The organism is Burkholderia sp. APQ4-4ca, from assembly GCF_057837105.1.
The window spans coordinates 1-18380 of the sequence record NZ_JBYQCG010000104.1; the positions used below are offsets into that span (position 1 = coordinate 1).

At 68.7% G+C, this 18380-nt stretch carries 16 protein-coding genes and 3 pseudogenes; 10 read left to right on the forward strand and 9 right to left on the reverse strand.

The features are described 5' to 3' along the window. A partial coding sequence (locus AC3IFE_RS12890; RefSeq protein WP_489190758.1) for an NIPSNAP family protein occupies positions 1-296 on the reverse strand: 296 nt, incomplete at its 3' end. 281 nt (positions 297-577) lie between these two features. On the opposite strand from AC3IFE_RS12890, the pseudogene AC3IFE_RS12895 reads away from it, so the two are divergent. Next, a pseudogene (locus AC3IFE_RS12895) lies at positions 578-817 on the forward strand (GNAT family N-acetyltransferase); the annotation flags it as partial. A gap of 206 nt (positions 818-1023) precedes the next feature. Here AC3IFE_RS12895 and AC3IFE_RS12900 read toward each other — a convergent pair. Together AC3IFE_RS12900 and AC3IFE_RS12905 are read right to left on the reverse strand one after the other, a co-directional pair. Further along, positions 1024-2382, reverse strand: a complete 1359-nt coding sequence (locus AC3IFE_RS12900; protein ID WP_489190759.1) for a DUF3999 domain-containing protein — start codon at positions 2380-2382, stop codon at positions 1024-1026. Next, positions 2379-5756: a DUF2339 domain-containing protein gene (locus AC3IFE_RS12905; RefSeq protein WP_489190760.1), complete on the reverse strand. Its 3378-nt coding sequence runs from the start codon at positions 5754-5756 to the stop codon at positions 2379-2381. The genes AC3IFE_RS12900 and AC3IFE_RS12905 overlap by 4 nt, the downstream gene beginning before the upstream one ends. A 484-nt stretch (positions 5757-6240) precedes the next feature. On the opposite strand from AC3IFE_RS12905, the pseudogene AC3IFE_RS12910 reads away from it, so the two are divergent. From AC3IFE_RS12910 to AC3IFE_RS12930, 5 genes and pseudogenes are all read left to right on the forward strand, one after another. Continuing rightward, positions 6241-7532 (forward strand): annotated as a pseudogene (locus AC3IFE_RS12910) (quaternary amine ABC transporter ATP-binding protein); the annotation flags it as partial. After that, positions 7525-8421 (forward strand): choline ABC transporter permease subunit, encoded by an 897-nt coding sequence (gene choW, locus AC3IFE_RS12915; RefSeq protein ID WP_089470479.1) that lies wholly within the window; start codon positions 7525-7527, stop codon positions 8419-8421. The pseudogene AC3IFE_RS12910 and the gene choW, both read left to right, overlap by 8 nt. Positions 8422-8528: 107 nt before the next feature. Continuing rightward, entirely contained in the window at positions 8529-9527 is a 999-nt protein-coding gene (locus AC3IFE_RS12920; RefSeq protein ID WP_089470478.1) for a GlxA family transcriptional regulator, read from the forward strand. Between the two features lie 103 nt (positions 9528-9630). Then, positions 9631-10578 (forward strand): choline ABC transporter substrate-binding protein, encoded by a 948-nt coding sequence (locus AC3IFE_RS12925; protein ID WP_069618270.1) that lies wholly within the window; start codon positions 9631-9633, stop codon positions 10576-10578. Positions 10579-10872: 294 nt separating this feature from the next. After that, a complete protein-coding gene (locus AC3IFE_RS12930; protein WP_089470476.1) occupies positions 10873-11499 on the forward strand; it encodes a trimeric intracellular cation channel family protein in 627 nt (208 codons plus the stop codon). Between the two features lie 9 nt (positions 11500-11508). On the opposite strand, the gene AC3IFE_RS12935 is transcribed toward AC3IFE_RS12930, so the two are convergent. Continuing rightward, a complete protein-coding gene (locus AC3IFE_RS12935; RefSeq protein ID WP_489190761.1) occupies positions 11509-11934 on the reverse strand; it encodes a PACE efflux transporter in 426 nt (141 codons plus the stop codon). Between the two features lie 148 nt (positions 11935-12082). On the opposite strand from AC3IFE_RS12935, the gene AC3IFE_RS12940 reads away from it, so the two are divergent. After that, positions 12083-13027 (forward strand): LysR substrate-binding domain-containing protein, encoded by a 945-nt coding sequence (locus AC3IFE_RS12940; RefSeq protein WP_489190762.1) that lies wholly within the window; start codon positions 12083-12085, stop codon positions 13025-13027. Here AC3IFE_RS12940 and AC3IFE_RS12945 read toward each other — a convergent pair. The 3 genes from AC3IFE_RS12945 to AC3IFE_RS12955 all read right to left on the reverse strand — a co-directional run bounded on the left by AC3IFE_RS12945 (position 13014) and on the right by AC3IFE_RS12955 (position 15301). Continuing rightward, the gene (locus AC3IFE_RS12945) at positions 13014-14168 is read right to left on the reverse strand and encodes a WD40/YVTN/BNR-like repeat-containing protein (protein WP_489190763.1); all 1155 of its coding nucleotides are present in this window, start codon (positions 14166-14168) and stop codon (positions 13014-13016) included. The genes AC3IFE_RS12940 and AC3IFE_RS12945 overlap by 14 nt on opposite strands. 73 nt (positions 14169-14241) lie before the next feature. Continuing rightward, a complete protein-coding gene (locus AC3IFE_RS12950; RefSeq protein ID WP_489190764.1) occupies positions 14242-14511 on the reverse strand; it encodes a ubiquitin family protein in 270 nt (89 codons plus the stop codon). 100 nt (positions 14512-14611) lie between these two features. Beyond that, positions 14612-15301, reverse strand: coding sequence for an aspartyl/asparaginyl beta-hydroxylase domain-containing protein (locus tag AC3IFE_RS12955; RefSeq protein ID WP_089470471.1), 690 nt, complete (start codon positions 15299-15301; stop codon positions 14612-14614). A gap of 210 nt (positions 15302-15511) precedes the next feature. Here AC3IFE_RS12955 and AC3IFE_RS12960 point away from each other — a divergent pair, with 210 nt between their 5' ends. Together AC3IFE_RS12960 and AC3IFE_RS12965 are read left to right on the forward strand one after the other, a co-directional pair. Further along, positions 15512-15856: a DUF4148 domain-containing protein gene (locus AC3IFE_RS12960; RefSeq protein ID WP_489190765.1), complete on the forward strand. Its 345-nt coding sequence runs from the start codon at positions 15512-15514 to the stop codon at positions 15854-15856. 71 nt (positions 15857-15927) lie between these two features. Further along, the gene (locus AC3IFE_RS12965; RefSeq protein ID WP_489190766.1) at positions 15928-16200 is read left to right on the forward strand and encodes a DUF4148 domain-containing protein; all 273 of its coding nucleotides are present in this window, start codon (positions 15928-15930) and stop codon (positions 16198-16200) included. Positions 16201-16377: 177 nt separating this feature from the next. Here the strand turns inward: AC3IFE_RS12965 and AC3IFE_RS12970 are convergent, their stop codons facing one another. Next, on the reverse strand, positions 16378-16905 hold the full coding sequence (locus AC3IFE_RS12970) for a cytochrome b (RefSeq protein WP_301739619.1): 528 nt from the start codon (positions 16903-16905) through the stop codon (positions 16378-16380). A gap of 97 nt (positions 16906-17002) precedes the next feature. On the opposite strand from AC3IFE_RS12970, the pseudogene AC3IFE_RS12975 reads away from it, so the two are divergent. Then, positions 17003-17314: pseudogene (locus AC3IFE_RS12975) on the forward strand (hypothetical protein); the annotation flags it as partial. Positions 17315-17393: 79 nt separating this feature from the next. On the opposite strand, the gene denD reads toward AC3IFE_RS12975, so the two are convergent. Further along, positions 17394-18365, reverse strand: a complete 972-nt coding sequence (denD, locus tag AC3IFE_RS12980; RefSeq protein ID WP_489190767.1) for a D-erythronate dehydrogenase — start codon at positions 18363-18365, stop codon at positions 17394-17396. Between the last annotated feature and the right edge of the window lie 15 nt (positions 18366-18380).

Genomic DNA, 18380 nt, shown 5'->3' on the forward strand with positions numbered 1-18380 from the left:
ACCGGCCGGAAGAAGCTGCGCTCGTAGCTGACGATGCACCGCGTTTCCTCCGCGTAGCGGAATGCGGCCTGGCAGGCCGGATCGTCCTTCGAGCGTTCGCGGTAGCGCTCGTAGTCGGCGAGGCTCGGGAACGAGAACATCGCGAGCGCGATGTTGTTTGCGCCTTCGGACGGCAGGAAGTAGCCGTGATGCGTGCCGCCGAACTGCTCGACGAGCGGAATCCACATCTTTCCGTAGGTTTCGAATTCGACGAGTTTGTACGGATCGACGACGTAGCGGAGGAAGCAGGTGATCATGGGCGCTCGCGATGCGGTGATGGAGCCGCGAGTCTGGAGCGCGTTGCCCGCCCGTGTCAACGACGGGCGTGCCGGGCGTCGATATCGATGCTTGATGCGTTGCTTGCGCGAGCAACGATCGGTGCTTCGAGGCATTTGCCGCGACGTGCGCACGGCATCGAAGCGCACCGTGCTCGGCACCCGTGTCAGCCACGTCACCGCGGCATTCTTACGACATTTTTTCTTGCGACGGCGACCGGCGTGCTCCTGGACTTCGGGCATCTTCACCACGGAGCATGGCCATGTCGATACCCTGGAACGCGATCGCCGAACGCACCCCTGCCGCGCCGCCTTCCGCGTGCGCCGATCGGGTGATCGTCCGGCGTTTCGATCCGGCAATCGACGTCTATGCGCGACTCACGCCGATGTTGCATCGTGCGTTCGCGCGGCTCGGTGCGATGGGACTCAACTGCACGCGCGTCGATCAGGACGAGGACGTCACGCGCCGCCGCGCGGAAGCGGGCGAGTGCTATGTCGCCGTGGCGGCCGCGTCAGCATGGCGGCTTCGTGGTCCGATCGCGGCGGGCGGGTTCCGATTCGCGCCGCTGACGCGTCGCGTGGCCTTCACGTAAAGACGGGCGCCGACCACTCGACGAATCGGTGCGACCGCGCATGGCGATGGCTCAACGCATGAACGGGCTCGATGGACGTGAACGGCGCGTCAAGCGCACGCAAATGCGTGTGGACGTCAGTCGTCGCGGCCGCGCGTGTCGCCGCCGCCTTTCGCGAGGCGCCACGCGATCGTGCCGAGCACACCGACCGCAACGATCAGCGCGCCCCACAGTACATAGCGGCGTCCGGCGTCCGCATCGGCGGTTGCCGCCGGCGCGAGCGCCGATACCGCCAGCGCCGCGCCGACGCGGGCGGGCCGTACTTCGGGCGCCATGCCGACCAGCAGCGCGTCGCGGCTCACGGCCGACGACATGAGCGATGCGTCGCCCACGCCGAGCGTAAACGGCGGCGTGCCGCGCGCGACGAAGGTCAGCGCGGCCGGATGCCAGCCGATCGCGACGGCCGGCCGGCCGCCGCCGAGCCCGCCGTTGCGCATGTCGACGACGATCCGCCACGCGCGATCCGTATTCGCCGCGAACCCGAGCGGCGGATTGCGCTGCTCGCCGCCCTTGCCCTGCAGCCGGAACAGTACCGCGGCCGCGACGTCGCGCCACGGCGCCTGCGCATCGGCACGGCTTTGCAGCGTCGCGCGCGCGACGGTGTTCGGCTGCGGCAGGTCGATGCGCACGCGGTCGACCGGATATGCGCCGTCGGTGTCGAACAGATACTCGCCCGGCGCAGCGCCGGCGCGAACCTGCACGGCGTCGCGCCACTGGCGCGGCACGGACGCCGTGTCGGTGCCGCGTGCGTCGCGCGGATGCGTCTCGACGTCGATCGACGCGATCGCCGGCGCCCCGTCGAGCCAGTCCAGCCGCACGTAGCGCGGCGTCGCGCCGTCGAGTGCGATGCGTTCCTGCACCAGCATGTCGTTGCCGCGGCCAACCTTGAGCAACTGCGTGCTGCCGAGCGGCCGCCAGTTGCGCAGGTCGTCGCTGGCTTCGACGGACACGCGCCCCTGGTAGCTGTCGTCGTCCACGTGCACGAGCAGTGCATCGGTGCTGCCGTCGGTATGCGACAGGTCGACGAGGTCCGCGCCGTGCCGGGCGGGCGAAGGCGTCGCGACGGCCGCGCGCAGCGCGCCGTCCGGGCCGACCGTCACGCCGAGCGGCGCGTTGCCGTTCTCGGCACGCGCGGGCGACAGCGGGAACCAGTGCACCGGCGCGCGCGACGGCGGCACGGCGGGCGCGGCCGCGGCCGGCGCGTCGAGCGAGTACGGCACCGGCTCGCCGGCGCCGTTGAAGATGCGCACGTCGCCGAGATCGTCGCGCCGGCTCGCCGCATACACGGGCTGCGGCACGGTGAGCTGGTAATACGCGGCGCTGCCGTCGAGGTCGAGCGCGAAGCGCTGCGTGACGCGCCCGGCGTTCGGCGTGCCGTCGGCCGCCGCGAACGACGCGAGCAGGCTCAGTCCGAGCAGGGCGGCGAGTCGCTTCATGACTGGCCGTCCTGTTGCGCGGCGGCCTTCGGCGGCAGCGGCGAGAAATAGCCGATCAACAGCAGCAGCACGCCGATGCCGATGAACGACACGATGCGCTCGATGCCGGGGACGTGCGACAGGTCGAACAGGAACAGCTTGACGACCGTGAGCGCGAGCAGCGCGGCGCCGACGAACCACAGCGGTCGCAACCCGTGGCGCGTGGCCCAGATGGTGATCGCGAGCGCGCAGACCGTCCAGTACACGGACACCGATGCCTGCACGAGCGTCGATTCGGCCATCGCGCCGAGCTCGTACGGCACGCCGGCCCAGTGATGCAGCGTGCGCAGCAGGATCGCGTTCAACCACAGGAAGCCGGTCGCGCCGGCCGCGCCCAGCAGCTCGACGCGATACGCGCCGAACGACCAGCCGAGTCTGCGCGCACGCACGAACCACGACGCGGCGAGCGCATAGACGACCGCGAGCACGAGATCGAGCGGATTGAACAGCGGCACGCGCGCCCAGCTTCCGCCGTCCTGCGTGAAGTTCGCGTAGAAGGTCCACGCCCACATCACGACGATCAGCGGCAGCGACGCGAACGCGCAGAGCCGGGCGATGCCGTCGCGGCGCGTGAGCCACATCCCGGCGAATGCGAACAGGCTCCAGCCGACCATGAACACCTGCTGGATGCCGAACGACGACAGCACGGTGTCGATGTCGTAGCCGAAGTGGAAGCGGTGATGCAGCGTGCGCAGCATCAGCGCGTTGAACCACAGGAACACGGTCGCGATCGCCAGATAGTCGACGACGCGCGGATGCCACGCGATGCCGAGCGTTTTGAGGCGACGCAGCCACGCGGCGAAGGCGACGAATACGAGGCCTTGCGCGATGTCGAGCGGATTGAGCAGCGGCAGCCAGAAGAGCGGCGCTGCATCGCCGTCACTCACCGTGCTGGCGATGCTCCACAGCCACAGCAGCGCGGCGAGCGGCGCGGCCCCCCACACCTGGTAGGCGCGCGGGAACGCCGCGACGGGCCAGCGCAGGCGCGTGCCGGGGACGGACACGAGCAGGATCAGCGTGCCGAAGCCGTACGCCCATGCGCTCCAGCTCCATGCGCCTTCCGGGACGAACGCGCGCAGGCGCCAGAAACCTTCGAGCGACAGCAGTCCGCACACGGTCCAGAACGTCAGCGTATGCAGCGGCGCGAGGATGCCCGTCGCAACGGCCGGCGACGCGCCGTTCGCGGCAGCGGCGCCGGCCGTGCCGCGCGACTGGCGCCAGAGCAGCGCAAGCCCCGCGCCGACGGCCACCGGCCACGCGAACGCGCCCATGCCCGACAGCGGCGCTTCATGCGCATCGAACGCGCGCAGCGCGAGCAGCGCCAGCACCGGCGTGAGGGCGAGCGCGGGCCACTCGGCGAGCGGCCACGCGAGTCGGCGGCGCGAGACGTGCGCGAGCCACGCGGTACCGGCCGCGAACAGCGCGGTCGCATCGACGACGAAGCGATCGGCATGCAGATCGACGTGACGGCTCGCGTGGACGAGGATCTCGTGCAGCCCGCCGCTGACCCACCACAGCAGCCCCCACGCGGCGGCCGCGACGCCGATCTCGGGCATCCACGCGTGCCATGCGCGCGCTTCGCCGCGCCCGTGCAGCCACCAGCCGGTGAACACGCCGGCGAGCGCGATCAGCAGCATCGCGATGGTCGGGCCGTTGAGCACGGGCAGCGCGGTCGCGTCGGCCGGACTCAGCAGGCTCGTGAAGAACGCGCCGGCCGCGGCGACCTGCATCAGCAGCCCGAAGCCGAACGCGAGCAGGCGTTTCTGGCGCACGCCGAGCCACACGACGGCCGCGCCTTCGATGGCCCACGCGGCGCTGGTCGTCGGCCCCGAGAACGCGAGCGGCACCGCGAGCGTCGCGAAGATGACCGCGAGCGCGAGCATCGATTCGAACAGCAGCCCGAGGCGGTCGCGGCGCCGCGCGAGCCAGGCGGCGACCGCGACGTAGAACGCCGACAGCGCGACCGCGCTCCACGCGAGCGCGAACGGCATGCCTTTGACGAGCGACGCCTGCAGCGCGGTCGCGACGATCGGCGTGCCGAACACGAGCGTGCCGTCCACGTAGTGTCGCAGCGCGAGTTCGCGTTTCACCGCATACAGCAGCGCGATGCCGACGTACATCAGGAAGAACAGGATCAGGAACGGCTCGGTGCTCGCGAACAGCGCGGGGCGATAGGCCGTCACGCCCCACGCGGAGCCGATCGTGAACGTGAACACGAAGCCGAGCAGGTTCAGCGGGCGCCAGGCCTTGAACCACGCGATCGCGAAGATGCCCGCGTTCAGCAGTGCGTAGTAGCTGAACAGCGCGACGTGGTTGCCCTGGCCGGTCGACAGCAGGATCGGGGCGAGAAAGCCGCCCGCGCTGCCCATGAACGCGAGCGGCAGCGCGTTCTGCCGCACCGCGAGGAAGGCGCTCAGCGCGCAGACGGCGACCATCAGCGGGAACGCGGCGCCGACGGGCAGCAGCGCATACAGCTTGGTCGCGGCGAAGATCGTCAGGTACAGGATGCCGACGCCGCCGCCTTGCAGCACGAGGCCGTATGCGCCGCGGCGCGGCCGCACGCGCCAGCCGATCGCGAGCAGCGCGGCCGCGGCGAGCGCCGTGCCCGCGAGGCGGAATTCGATCGGCAGCATCGCGTTGTCGGCCGCGTACTTGAGCAGGAACGCGACGCCGAAGAACAGCACGATGATCCCGACCCGCACGACCGTGTTGCCGCCGAGCAGCCAGCCACGCGCGGCGCTGAACGCGCGTTCGGCGAGGCCCGGTTCGCGTGGCGCGGGCGGTTGGGGCGGGGCAGGGCGGATCGGGGTGGCGGCGTGGGCGGCGGCGGTGGCGTCAGCGGACGCCGTAGTGGTGCTCGCTGCGCTTGCCGGTGCGGGTATCGCGGCAGGTACCGGGGGCGAAGTGGATGCCGGCGTCGCCGCCCGTGCGGTGACAGGTCGTGGCGCGGGTGTGGCCGGGGCGGGTGTCGGCAGTGGCGCGGAGGCGGCGCCGGCCGAAGCCGTTTGCGCGATGCCCCCGGATGTCGCCGCGCCGGCCTTCGCGCCCGCCAGTTGAGCGCGCAGCGCGTCGAGTTCGCGCGTGAGCGTGTCGACGGTGGCTTCGAGGCGCGCGACGCGATCGGCGAGCGGTAACGGGGCGGGCGGCGGCGTCGCGGAGAGCGCGAACGCGTCGGGCGCGGCGCGCGGGTTCCGCTGCTTGCGTTGCCGCATTGCGTGCCCGATGCAGAACCCGACGGCGGCCCCGAGCAGCGAGCCGCTCCCGGCCGAGAAATCCCCGATCAAGGCAGCGATGCCGCCCAAGATGAAGCCGATTACGGCGAATGCCCAGTTCAACGCCTTGCTCCCTCTCACTATCGTTATCGTCCTTCGATCGCGGATCGCACCGGATCGAGGCGGTTTCAGCACGGCCGGCAGGCGAACCGGCATGCGCGCGCCGCGCGGCCGGGCCCTGGTGCGAAAGGCCCGCGGCAACGTCGCGCTCGGCGTGTTTGCGGCGAATGTATCACAGCGTGCGTTGGCCGATTTCCGGGTTCGACGCGGTATCGTGGTATGCGCCGTTCGGTGTCGTCGAACGGTTTTTTGCACGGTCATGCTTTTTACTGGCGGACGCGGTGTGCGCTTTCGTCTGAATAGATCGACGCCGGAACGGACGTCGACTTGTCGCAAAACGACGCGTGCCCGATACGGCCTGACGCAAAACCTCATGTGCAATTCGCCGCGCTGCTGCGCACAAGTCCGGCGCGGGATGCCCGTCGTTGCTGGCCGTGCGCGTATTGCGCCGCCGCAATCGCCGGCGCGGCCCGCCGGACGGGGCTGGCGGGCGTGTCGTATTTGCGCAAGCGTTTGTCGTAATTCGTCGGCAGGCCGGGGTTTTTTCTGGCAACTATGTAGGCACGCTATGACAAGCGCGAGTCCCCGCTACACGAGGAGAAGGTTTCGATGGATGCCCCCAAGGTTGTGGTCGAAGGTCTGTGCAAGGTATTTGGAAGTAACCCGCAGCAGGCGCTCGACATGCTCGCCGCCGGCGCGACGAAGGACGATGTGCTCAAGCGCACCGGCCAGGTCGTCGGCGTGCACAACGTCTCCTTCGATGTGCAGGAAGGCGAAATTTTCGTGCTGATGGGCCTGTCCGGCTCCGGCAAGTCCACGCTGATCCGCCTCGTGAACCGGCTGGTCGATCCGAGCGCCGGCAAGGTGCTGATCGACGGGCTCGACGTCGCGTCGGCGCGCCGCTCGGCGCTGACCGCGCTGCGCCGCAAGGACATGAGCATGGTGTTCCAGTCGTTCGCGCTGATGCCGCATCGCACCGTCGTGTCGAATGCCGCGTTCGGGCTCGAAGTCGGGGGCATGGGCAAGAAGGAGCGCGAGCGCCGCGCGATGGAAGTGCTCGAGCAGGTCGGGCTCGCATCGTTTTCGCACAAGCTGCCGTCCGAGCTGTCGGGCGGCATGCAGCAGCGCGTCGGCCTCGCCCGCGCGCTGGCCGTGAACCCGTCGCTGATGATCATGGACGAGGCGTTCTCCGCGCTCGATCCGCTCAAGCGCCGCGAAATGCAGGACGTGCTGCTGCAACTGCAGAAGGAGCAGCGCCGCACGATCATGTTCGTGTCGCACGATCTCGAGGAAGCGCTGCGCATCGGCAACCGCATCGCGATCATGGAAGGCGGCCGCCTCGTGCAGGTCGGCACGCCCCAGGACATCATCGCGAACCCGGCCGACGACTACGTGCGCGCGTTCTTCGACGGCATCGACACCAGCCGCTACCTCACCGCCGGCGACCTGATGCAGACGGGCGCCGTGCCGATCATGTCGAAGTGCGATGCCGCGAACGTCGCGGCTTCGCTGAACGGCAGCGCCGAATACGCGTTCGTGCTCGATGCCGCGCGCAAGATCCGCGGCTTCGTCACGCGCGAGGCGCTCGGTCAGGACACGCCGTCCGTGCGGCCGATCGAAAGCATCCGGCGCGATGCGTCGCTCGAACATGTCGTCGCGCGCGTGGTCGCGAGCCCGAATGCACTGCCCGTCGTCGACGACGACGGCTGCTACTGCGGCTCGGTCGATCGTGCGCTCATCCTGAAGGCCATTACGCGTTCGCGAGGCTCCCATGTCTGAAATGATTCCGCTCGGTACCTGGGTCGACCAGTCCGTTCACTACCTGCTCGACCACGATGCGAAGACGTTCGACACGATCGGTCAAGTAATCGAGGGGCTCGCGGCATTCGTCGAGCATGGCCTGCAGGCGATACCGATGTGGCTGATGATGGCGATCTTCATCGGCATCGGACTGTGGCGGGTGGGCTGGCGCTTCGCGCTGTTCACGACGCTCTCGCTGCTGCTGATCTTCGCGACGGGCTTCTGGGACCAGACGGTCATCACGCTCGGCCTCACGCTGTCGTCGACGATCATCAGCCTCGTGCTCGGCATCCCGCTCGGCATCTGGGCCGCGAAGAGCAAGTGGGTCGCCGCGATCGTGCGCCCGATTCTCGACCTGATGCAGACGATGCCGGCCTTCGTCTACCTGATTCCGGCCGCGATGCTGTTCGGTCTCGGCCGCGTGCCGGGGATCCTGTCGACGGTGATCTTCGCGATGCCGCCCGCGGTGCGTCTCACGAGCCTCGGCATCCGCCACGTGAACCGCGAGATCGTCGAAGCCGGTCAGGCGTTCGGCTGCACGCCGTGGCAACTGCTGTACAAGGTGCAGTTCCCGAACGCGCTGCCGTCGATCATGCAGGGCGTGAACCAGACGATCATGATGGCGCTGTCGATGGTGATCATCGCGTCGATGGTCGGCGCCGGCGGCCTCGGCAACGACGTGCTCGCGAGTATCCAGCGCCTCGACATCGGCCTCGGTTTCGAAAGCGGCCTGTCGGTCGTGCTGCTCGCGATCATTCTCGACCGCATCACCGAGAGCTTCGGCCGCGCGCCGGGCACCGTGAAGGCGCCGCTGTTCTCGGGCCTCAAGCAGCTCTTTCGCGTGAAGGCTTCGCCCGCGCAGGCCTGATCTTCGGCGGCCAGGAGCGCCCTGGCCGCTCACCCTGAATTGACAACGGTTCCCGCGGCTTCGGCCGCGGGGCTGGTCCTTCACAACCTCCTCGCCAGGAGACCGATGTGACGTCCGCCGTCGCTGTCGCGCCCGCCGCCTGCGTTTCACCGGTTTCATCCCTCGCCCATTTCGGCTTCCTGACGCTGCCGAACTTCTCGATGATCGCGTTCTCGAGCGCGGTCGAAGTGCTACGGATGGCGAACTACGTCGGGCGGGCGGATCACTACAAGTGGTCGATCTACTCGCTCGACGGCGCACCCGCGCATGCCAGCAACGGCATCGCGGTGCGGCCCACGCAGGCGCTCGACTACGAGAACCTGCCCGACGTGATGATCGTGTGCGGCGGCATCCGCATCCGCGACGTGGTCGACGAGGGCGCGCGCGATATGCTCGCGGCGCTCGCCGAACGCGGGCTGCCGCTCGGCGGCATCTGCACGGGCGCCTATGCGCTGATGTCGAGCGGGCTGCTCGACGGCTATCGCTGCACCGTGCACTGGGAGAACCTGTCCGCGCTGCATTCCGAATTTCCGCAGGTGGGCTTCGCCGACGAGCTGTTCGTCGTCGATCGCGACCGGCTGACCTGCACGGGCGGCACCGCGCCGCTCGACCTGATGCTGAACCTCGTCGGCATGCGGTTCGGCCAGCAGCTCGCCGCGCAGGTCTCCGAGCAGTTCATTCTCGAGCGCATCCGCAGTTCGACCGATACGCAGCCGATTCCGGTCGACGCGCGCGTCGGCTTCTCTCGCGCGGAGCTGATCGAGGTCGTGCGGCTGATGGAGGCGAACATCGAGGAGCCGCTGTCGCTCGAGGAACTCGCGCGGCTCGTGCGGCTGTCGCAGCGGCATCTGCAGCGCATGTTCAAGGTGTACCTGAACGTATCGCCGACCCACTATTACCTGACGCTGCGCCTGAAACGCGCACGCGACCTGCTGCGCACGACCGACGCATCGATCGCGCGCGTGACGACGGTCTGCGGGTTTCATTCGCCGTGTCATTTCAGCAAGGCATATCGCGCGCAGTTCGGCCATGCGCCGAGCTACGAGCGCCGGTTGCCGGGGCGCTGAACGGGGCAATCATTCGGTCCGCGACGTCGTCGGGATCGCGGCGCGCGGCTTCAATAAACGATCCCGGATTCGAGCAAACGACATCACTTTGAGGAGAAGCAAGATGAAGCGCCTATTGATCGCAGCGGTGTGCGGGATCGGGATGGCCGCGCCGATGTCGGCCGTCTATGCGGCCGATCCGCCCGTGTGCAAGAACGTGCGCTTCGCGGATGTCGGCTGGTCCGACATCGCAGCGACCACGGGCCTCGCATCGACGATGCTGCAGGGGCTCGGCTACAACCCGACGAAGACGATCGCATCGGTGCCGATCACGTTCGCGGGGATCAAGAGCAAGCAGATCGACGTGTTCCTCGGCTACTGGTCGCCGACGATGGACCCGATCATCCAGCCGTTCACGAAGGCCGGCACGATCAAGGTGCTCGCGACGCCGAACCTGACCGGCGCGAAATACACGCTCGCGGTGCCCGACTACGTGTACCAGGGCGGCCTGAAGTCGTTCGCGGACATCCAGAAGTACGCGGACAAGCTCAACGGCAAGATCTACGGGATCGAGCCCGGCAACGACGGCAACGCGCTGATCAAGAAGATGATCGACGGCAACCAGTTCGGTCTCGGCAAGTTCAAGCTGGTCGAGTCCAGCGAGGCCGGGATGCTGGTCGAGGTGAATCGCGCGATTCGCGACAAGCAGTGGATCGTGTTCCTCGGGTGGGAGCCGCATCCGATGAACGTGCAGATGAAGATCGACTACCTGACCGGCGGCGACGACGTGTTCGGTCCGAACTACGGCGAAGCGAAGGTGCTGACGGCGACGCCGCCCGACTACGCGCAGCGCTGCCCGAACGTCGCGAAGTTCGTGTCGAACCTGCAGTTCACGACGGCGATCGAGAACCACGTGATGGTGCCGATCATGAACAAGCAGGACCCGAACAAGGCCGCCGCCGCGTGGCTGAAGGCGAACCCGGACGCGCTCGACAAGTGGCTGGCCGGCGTGACGACGATCGACGGCAAGCCGGGCCTGCCGGCGGTGAAGGCGTATCTCGGCGCGCATTGAGCATGACGTGTCGGGCTGTGCGGCCGCGGCCCGAAGCCTGACGTGAAGGTTGAGCCGGCGCAAGCGGGGTGACCTGCTTGCGCCGGCTTTTTGCTGCGTGCTTCGCGCTCGCGCCGACGGCCAGCGGGCGATGCGCTAGACTGCTCGATCCCCGATCGAGGAGACGGCAATGACCCGCAACACGCTTGATGCAGCCGGGCGGCGACTCGCAGCCCGCATGCGGCCGAATCACGCGGCCGCTTCGGTCGACGCAGGCTGCAACCGGACCCTCCGGTGCTTCGGCCATTCATTCGCATGAAGCGCATCGAGCAAGTCGTGCTGGCCGCCGATCTCGCGGGCACGGCGGTGTTCGCGATCGAGGGCGCCAATGCGGCGATCGGCGCCGGCCTCGACCTGTTCGGGGTGATGGTGCTGTCGCTCGTCGTCGCGCTGGGCGGCGGCGTGATTCGCGACCTGCTGATCGGCGCGCGGCCGCCCAGCGCCGTGAGCGACTGGCGTTACCCGGCGCTCGCGTTCGCCGCCGGGCTGTTCGCATTCGTGTTTCATGCGCGGGTCGCGTCGTTCTCGCCGTTGGTGTTGACGACGCTCGATGCGGCCGGCCTCGCGCTGTTCGCGGTCGCGGGCGCGGTGAAGGCGCTCGAATTCCGCGTCCACCCGTTCATTGCGACGCTGATGGGCGCCGTGACCGGCTGCGGGGGCGGTGTCGTGCGCGATCTGCTGCTCGCGCGGATACCGGTCGTGCTGGTCACCGACATCTATGCGAGCGCGGCGCTGCTCGGCGCGGTCGTCGTCGTGGTGTGCCGGCGGCTCGGTTGCCCGCCGGTCGTCGCGGCCGTGCTCGGCGGCATCGCGTGCTTTGCGTTGCGGATGGCGGCGGTGCGCTTCGGCTGGCAACTGCCGAAAATTTCCGGCGGCGCATAGGCGCCCGGCTCACGACCCCTTCGTCGCCGCCGGCACGTCGAACACGCGATCGAACGCCCACTGGAACACGAACGCATAGCAGAAGAAGAACGCGAACAGCGCGATATCGACGACGAATGCGTCGAACCACGAGATGTCGAGCCACCACGACACGACCGGCACGAGGATGAAGATCAGCCCGCCCTCGAATCCGGTCGCGTGCAGGATCCGCCGCCCGAGCGTGCGCGCCGGCTGCCGGCGCGATGCTTCCCAGCGCTCGAACAGCGCGTTGAAGATCATGTTCCACAGCATCGCGATCGCCGACATCGTCGCCGACAGCGCGCCCGAGTAGACGAGGTCCTGCCTGAAGATCGCCGCGATCGCGGGCGAGATGCAGGAAATGGCGATCGCTTCGTAGAGCACCGCCTGCGTGATCCTGCGCGGTAGGCCTTGCACGGGGTTCCTCCGGTTCGACGGGCAACCGCCGCGGCGACGTGCCGTGACGTCCCGCAAGGCTAGCCGCGTTGCGCACCCGCTTCAATTCACCTAATCTCACCCCGATTGAATCGAATTCAACCCGGCCGCATCCGGCCCGCGAGGCCCCGTGTTCTCGAAAATCCCCCTGACTGCATTGCGTGTATTCGAAGCGTCGGCGCGGCTCGGCACGTTCAAGGCCGCAGCCGATGAGCTGTCCGTGACGCCGGCCGCCGTGTCGCACCAGATCAAGTCGCTCGAAAGCCGCGTCGGCGTGCTGCTGTTCGAGCGCGGCGCGGGCGGCGTGCGGCTGACGGAAGAAGGCGAGCGGCTGTTTCGCGCGAGTCACGATGCGTTGCTGGCGTTGAGCCGCGGGCTCGACGCGGTGCGTCCCGATGCAACCGACGCGCGCCCGCTCGTGCTGACCACCACGCCCGCGTTCGCGGCGATGTGGCTGATTCCGCGTCTCGGGGCGTTTCGCCGCGTCGATCCGCACCTGCACATCAAGGTCGAAACGGGGAACGCGCTCGTCGATCTCGAACGCGATGCACGCATCGATCTCGCGATTCGCGCGACGTCGCGCGCGTTTCCGGCGCTGCACGAGATTGCGTTGATCGACGAGTATTTCGGTGCGTATGCGGCCGCCGGGTTCGATGCGCATCGCACCGACGCGTCGCTCGACCTGATCGAGACCGTGTGGGATACGCCGCTGCCGGTGTCGGTCGACTGGGCGTCGTGGTGTCGTGCGGCGGGGCGAGAAGCGTGGCTCGAACGCGCGGTGTTTCGTCATTACGACGACGAGCATTACGCGTTGCAGGCCGTGCTGCACGGGCAGGGTATCGCGCTGCTCAGCTCCGTGCTGGCCGCCGAGCATGTCGAGCGCGGTGCGTTGATGCCGATCGAGCCGGCGGTGCGGCTCGACGGTGCGCGCTTCGTCGCGTTGTGCCGGCCGGGGCGCGAGCGCGAACCGCAGGTCAGGCGGTTTCTCGACTGGCTCGAAGCGGAAATCGCACGGACGCGCGGCGCGGTGGCGCGGATGGCGCCCGACGATGCTCGCGCCGCTATCCGAAGCTGACGCAATACACCGGCGGCAAATGCGCCGATACCTGTCGCCAGTGCTCGCCGCCATCATCGGACGTCCATAACGCGCCGGTCGTCGACGCCATCGCGAGGCGCGTGCCGGAATCGTCCACCGCGAGCCCGTGCCGGTACACGAGGTCGTACGCAGGCGCGGCCGGCAACCCGTTCGACAGGCTCTCGAAACTGCGGCCGCCGTCGCGCGTGCGCGTGACGACGAACCGGCCATTCACCGGAATCCGGCACGCGTCCTTCACCGCCGGCACGAACCACGCGGTATCCGGTTCGTGCGGATGCACGGCCACCGCGAAACCGAAGCTCGACGGCTCTGCTTCGATCCGCCGCCAGTGTTCGCCGCCGTCGGTCGAGCGGAAGATCGCGCAGTGATGCTGGGTCCACAGCACGTCGGGGTTGGCCGCGCACTGCACGACGCGGTGCGGGTCCTGCATGTTCGGTTCGCCGCGTCGCTCGGGCGGCATGTAGTCGGCTTCCATGCCTTGCGCCGTGACGCGCCACGTCGCGCCGCCGTCCGCGGTTTGCCACACGCCGCCGCACGAGATGCCGACCGTGACGTGCCGGCTGTCGCGCGGATCGACCATCACCGAATGGATGCCCGGCGCGTCGTACCCGCCGCCGCCCCATTCGGCGCGTTCGGGGCGATCCCACAGCGGGCGGTTCAGTACCCACGAATCGCCGTGGTCGTCGGAGCGGAACAGGCCGCCGGGAATCGTGCCGGCCCACAGGACGCCGGGCTCGTCGGCGCCGCCGGCTTCGAGCGACCAGATTTGCTGAAGCGTCCACGGCGGCTGCGGCGTCCCGGCGGCGGCAGGTGCGTCGTCGGCGTCGCCGCTGCCCGCGTGCCGATCGGCACGGGCGGGTGACGCGTCGGCGGGCTGCGGCGGATAAACCGGGACCGCGCATTCCTCCCAGCCGGTGGCGCCTGCGCGCAGGCGATGCAGTTTCACACCGAAATGCCCCAGATTGAGCGCCGCATACAGCGTGCCGTCGCGCGGGTCGGCGAGCACCATGCTGACAGGCTCGCCGATGAAATACGGTTCGCCGGGCGTCCAGCCGCCATGCCCGTCGGGTTGCAGGACGAACAGGCCCTTGCGGGTGGCGACGAGCAGTCGATCGTTCATGGCGATGTCTCCGGATGGTCCGCCTTGGCGCGACGGCGCTTGGTATGGGGAATGCGCCGGTGTATCGGTCCCTTTATCCGCCGGTCAGCGCCTGCACGACATACACGCGGCTGGCGGCCCCGAGCGTATCGGACAGGTGTTGCCGGTCGCGGATCGGCTGGCCGTCGATGAACACCGACAGGTGCTTTCGCAGCGCCCCCTGGTCGTCGACGATGTAGCCGCGCAGCCGCGGCTGCTCGCTGAAAATGGTGTCGAATGCTTCGCCGACCGTATGCGCATCGATGTCGCGCTCGGGCGTTTCGACATGCCGCTGGATCGACGCGGCGAAGAAGAGGTGCGCCATGGCGGTAGCTGGCAGGAGCCGCGCGAAGGGACGGCTTGTAGTTTAGGCGATCCGGCGGGCGCCGAAAGGCGGAACTGCGCCGCCGTACGCCGCACAGCCGCTAAACCGGAATCGACCGCCCCCTGATCCGGATTCCGAGCCGCACGACGCCGATCACCGCATTCGACAGCCACGTGAGCCAGCGCGGCATCCCGCGCCGGCGGATATCGAGCAGCAGCACGATCCGCACCGCATCGCTGTCGTTCCATACCTCGTGCGTGAACGTGTCGTCCCACAGCAGGAAGCGGCCTTCGTCGAGCCGGTATTCGCGGCCGTCGACCTTCAGCACGGCGGCCGGCGTGCCGTCCGCGCGCTTCGGCATCGACAGCACGAGATAACCGCGCAGGATGCCGCGAAACGGCCCGCGATGCGGCGGGATGTGCTTGCCGGGCGCGAGGAACGACAACGATGCGGACAGCACGTCCGGCGACGCCGCGACGAGCGACGCGACGGTCGGGCAGCGCGACAGGTTGCGCGCGAACGGCTGGCCGTACGCCTGCATGATGAACATCCGCCAGTCGCGTGCGTCGTTGGCCGAGATGTCGTACTGCTCGCGCATGATTTCGTGAAAGCGCGGGATGCGCGGCATGTCGCGTGCGACGTCGAGCGCCTCCGCGCGGATCGCGGGCCATGCGCGCACGAAACGCTCGGCATCCGGGAATGCCGCCGTGTCGAGCACCGCGCCGCTGTCGATATGGCGGTCGTACAGCGTGCGCAGCAGGGCGGCGGCATGGTCGTAAGCGGCGGACATGGTCGATCGAGGGGCGGGCCGGATGAGATGGTGGTCAGTCTGCCCGAAGCAAGACGGGCATTGCGTTACGTCAGGTTACGCCGACTGACGAATGAATGACAGTTCGGTGAATATTCGGCCGCGGCGAATGAAACGGCCGGGAATAAACCGCGCCCCTCCGTCGTCATACGGGTGCAGCACATCGTTTCGTTGACTGATGAGGAGTGAAACATGAATACGCACTGGCTGGTGGCCGCCACGGTGGCGGCGATTTCTCTCGCAGGTGTCGCGACGCAAGCGTCGGCACAGGCGCTCACGCGCGAACAGGTCCGGCAGGAACTCGTCGATGCGGAAAACAACGGGCTGCGCTTCGTGACCGATACGTCGTATCCGGACGTGAGCCCGCTGTTCCGGCACCAGGCCGACCGGATGCCGCAGCGCCAGGCGAGCACGGCAGTCGGCGGCGATCCGGCCATGTCGTCCGAAGCGGGCAAGCCGGCGGCGATGTCGCCGCGTCGAAGCGCCGCCGCATGCGTCGGCCCCGCGAGCTTCTGCATGATTTATTTCGGAAGCTGATTCACCCGCCTGCATTCGCAGGTCACATCTATCCCGTGGTTGATCGATACGTCACATTGAAGGAGTTCATGATGAAAACATATATCGCACTACTGATGATGATCGGGACGATCGTCGGTCAGTCGGCATTCGCGCAATCGGCCGCGCCGCTGACGCGTGCACAGGTTCGCGATGAACTGATGCGCCTCGAAGCGGCCGGGTACGACCCGGCCAAGGGCGATGAGGGCGAGTATCCGGCCGATATCCAGGCCGCGGAAGCGAAGCTCGCCGAGCAGGATAGTGCGCGAATGGCGGCGGCCACGCGGGCGCCGGCTTCCGACATGCCGGCGCAAACCAGCAACTAGGTGCCGACATGATCGTGTGTGAAGCCTGGCCGTCGTGTTCGCGAGACGGCAAACCGCCCGCCCTTCCGGCCCGGCGGCGTGTCGACAGCGCGCCGGCAGCGATGCCGCTCGTTGCACGCCGCATCGCGCGGCATCGCGATCAGCTCGTCAACCGGTCACGATGAGCATGCGGGCCGATCACCACGGCATCATGCGCTGCACGACCTGATCGCGCAGCACGAAGCGGTGCATCAGCGCGGCCGCCACGTGCAGGCAGATGCCGGCGAACAGGACCCACGCGAGGATGCCGTGCACGTCGCCCATCGCGTGACCGAATCCGGAGCCGGCCGCCGACAGCGCCGGCAGCGGAATGACGCCGAGCAGCGTCACCGCCCATGCGCGTGACGACGCGTTGATCCAGCCGAGCAGCGGCACGACGATCAGCAGCGCGTAGAGCGCGCCATGTGTCACGCCCGACAGCGCGCGCATCGCGGGCGACAGATCGCTGGCGGGCGGCCGGTGCGTCGCGCGCCACAGCACGCGGCACGCCATCGCCGCGAGCAGCGCCGTGCCGACGATCAGGTGCGCGGCGATCAGGCCGACCGGTTGCGTATCGCGATGCACGTCGGGCATCGTCCAGCCGATCGCGTATTGCGCGACGACCAGCGCCACGATCAGCCAGTGAAGAAAGCGGGCAACGGCGTCATAACGGGCGGGGGTGGACATGAAGGCTCCTGGCGGACATCCGACGGATATGAAGGGACAGCGTTCTGTGGATTCTACGGTCGAATCCTTACCGAAACGTTAAGTCCGCGGCGCCGGTCGAGATATCGGCGCCGATCCGACGTTCGTGCAGGCGCTCGCGATCGAGGCGCTGATTCAGCTCGTTAGCAGCATCGCGTTCCCGATGCAGGGCAGCCTGGGTGTGCAGGAGGGCGGCTTCGCGCTGATCGGCGGGCTGCTCGGCTTCGATCCGCCGACCTGTCTCGCGCTGGCCGGCGCCCGCCGCATGCGCGACCTGCCGTTCTATCTGCCGGGCCTCCTCGCGTGGCAGCAGGCGGCCGGCGCGGCGCGCCCGCCGGCCGGTGCGAAGCGCGCATCGATGCCCGTCGGGGAGTCCGCCGGGCGACGCTGATGCGGCCCGGCGTTGCCGGCGTGCCGGGCGGGCAACGGCGACGCCTATGCGGCCGCTTGCCGGTCGGCCGGCACGGCCATCAGCGCCGTTCGTCCGCGATATGGCTGCGGATCACGTCCGCGAACGACGTGTCGCCCTTCAGCCCGAGCGCTTCCGCGCGCGACGTATCCCAGCGGCCCGGCCAACTGCCGACGATCTTCTCGACGCGTTCGTCGGGCGCATGACGGATCAGCTTCACGACCTCGTCGCCCGCGACTTCGCGCAGCGCCGCGATCATCTCGTCGACCGACACCGACAGGCCCGGCAGATTGATCACGCGCTTGTTGCCGAGCTTCGCGCCGTCGATCTCGCACCCGGCGACCAGTGCGTCGATCGCGCCGCGCGGCGACAGCAGCCACAGCCGCGTCGAGCCGGGCACCGGGCACACGCTTTCCTCGCCGTTCAGCGGCTCGCGGATGATGCCGCTCGCGAACGACGACGCGGCCGCGTTCGGCCGGCCGGGCCGCACGCTGATGGTCGGCAGTCGCAGCACGCGGCCATCGACGAAGCCGCGCCGCGCGTAGTCGCACAGCAGCAGTTCGGCGATCGCCTTCTCGGCGCCGTACGACGATTGCGGGTTCAGCGCGGTGTCGTCCTGCACGACGTCGGGCAGCGTGCCGCCGTACACCGCGACGGAACTCGTGAACACGACGCGTGGCCGGTGGCCGCGTGCGCGGCACACTTCGAGCAGCGTGCGCGACGCGTCGAGGTTGATCCGCATGCCGAGATCGAAATCGGCTTCGGCCTGCCCGCTGACGATTGCCGCGAGGTGGAAGATCGCGCCCGTCCGCGTGTCGATCGCGCTGTCGAGCACCGCGCGATCGCCGATGTCGCCGACGATCGACGTCACGCGCGCATCGCCGAAATCGCTGCCCTGGACGACGTCGAGCAGCACCAGCTCGTCGATCTTCTCGACGCGACCGTCGGGGCCGGTGAGTTCGCCGCGTTCGAGCAGCTTGCGCGCGAGGCGCTGGCCGAGAAAGCCGGCGCCGCCGGTGATCAGTACTTTCATGTTCTTTGCCCTCAG

Excerpts from the sequence above, each read along its gene's own strand:
- AC3IFE_RS12970 (WP_301739619.1), bottom strand. The coding sequence starts at position 16,905 with ATGTCCACCCCCGCCCGTTATGACGCCGTTGCCCGCTTTCTTCACTGG.
- AC3IFE_RS12925 (WP_069618270.1), top strand. The coding sequence starts at position 9,631 with ATGAAGCGCCTATTGATCGCAGCGGTGTGCGGGATCGGGATGGCCGCG.
- denD (WP_489190767.1), bottom strand. The coding sequence starts at position 18,365 with ATGAAAGTACTGATCACCGGCGGCGCCGGCTTTCTCGGCCAGCGCCTC.
- AC3IFE_RS12965 (WP_489190766.1), top strand. The coding sequence starts at position 15,928 with ATGAAAACATATATCGCACTACTGATGATGATCGGGACGATCGTCGGT.
- choW (WP_089470479.1), top strand. The coding sequence starts at position 7,525 with ATGTCTGAAATGATTCCGCTCGGTACCTGGGTCGACCAGTCCGTTCAC.
- AC3IFE_RS12950 (WP_489190764.1), bottom strand. The coding sequence starts at position 14,511 with ATGGCGCACCTCTTCTTCGCCGCGTCGATCCAGCGGCATGTCGAAACG.
- AC3IFE_RS12960 (WP_489190765.1), top strand. The coding sequence starts at position 15,512 with ATGAATACGCACTGGCTGGTGGCCGCCACGGTGGCGGCGATTTCTCTC.
- AC3IFE_RS12955 (WP_089470471.1), bottom strand. The coding sequence starts at position 15,301 with ATGTCCGCCGCTTACGACCATGCCGCCGCCCTGCTGCGCACGCTGTAC.
- AC3IFE_RS12930 (WP_089470476.1), top strand. The coding sequence starts at position 10,873 with ATGAAGCGCATCGAGCAAGTCGTGCTGGCCGCCGATCTCGCGGGCACG.
- AC3IFE_RS12945 (WP_489190763.1), bottom strand. The coding sequence starts at position 14,168 with ATGAACGATCGACTGCTCGTCGCCACCCGCAAGGGCCTGTTCGTCCTG.
- AC3IFE_RS12900 (WP_489190759.1), bottom strand. The coding sequence starts at position 2,382 with ATGAAGCGACTCGCCGCCCTGCTCGGACTGAGCCTGCTCGCGTCGTTC.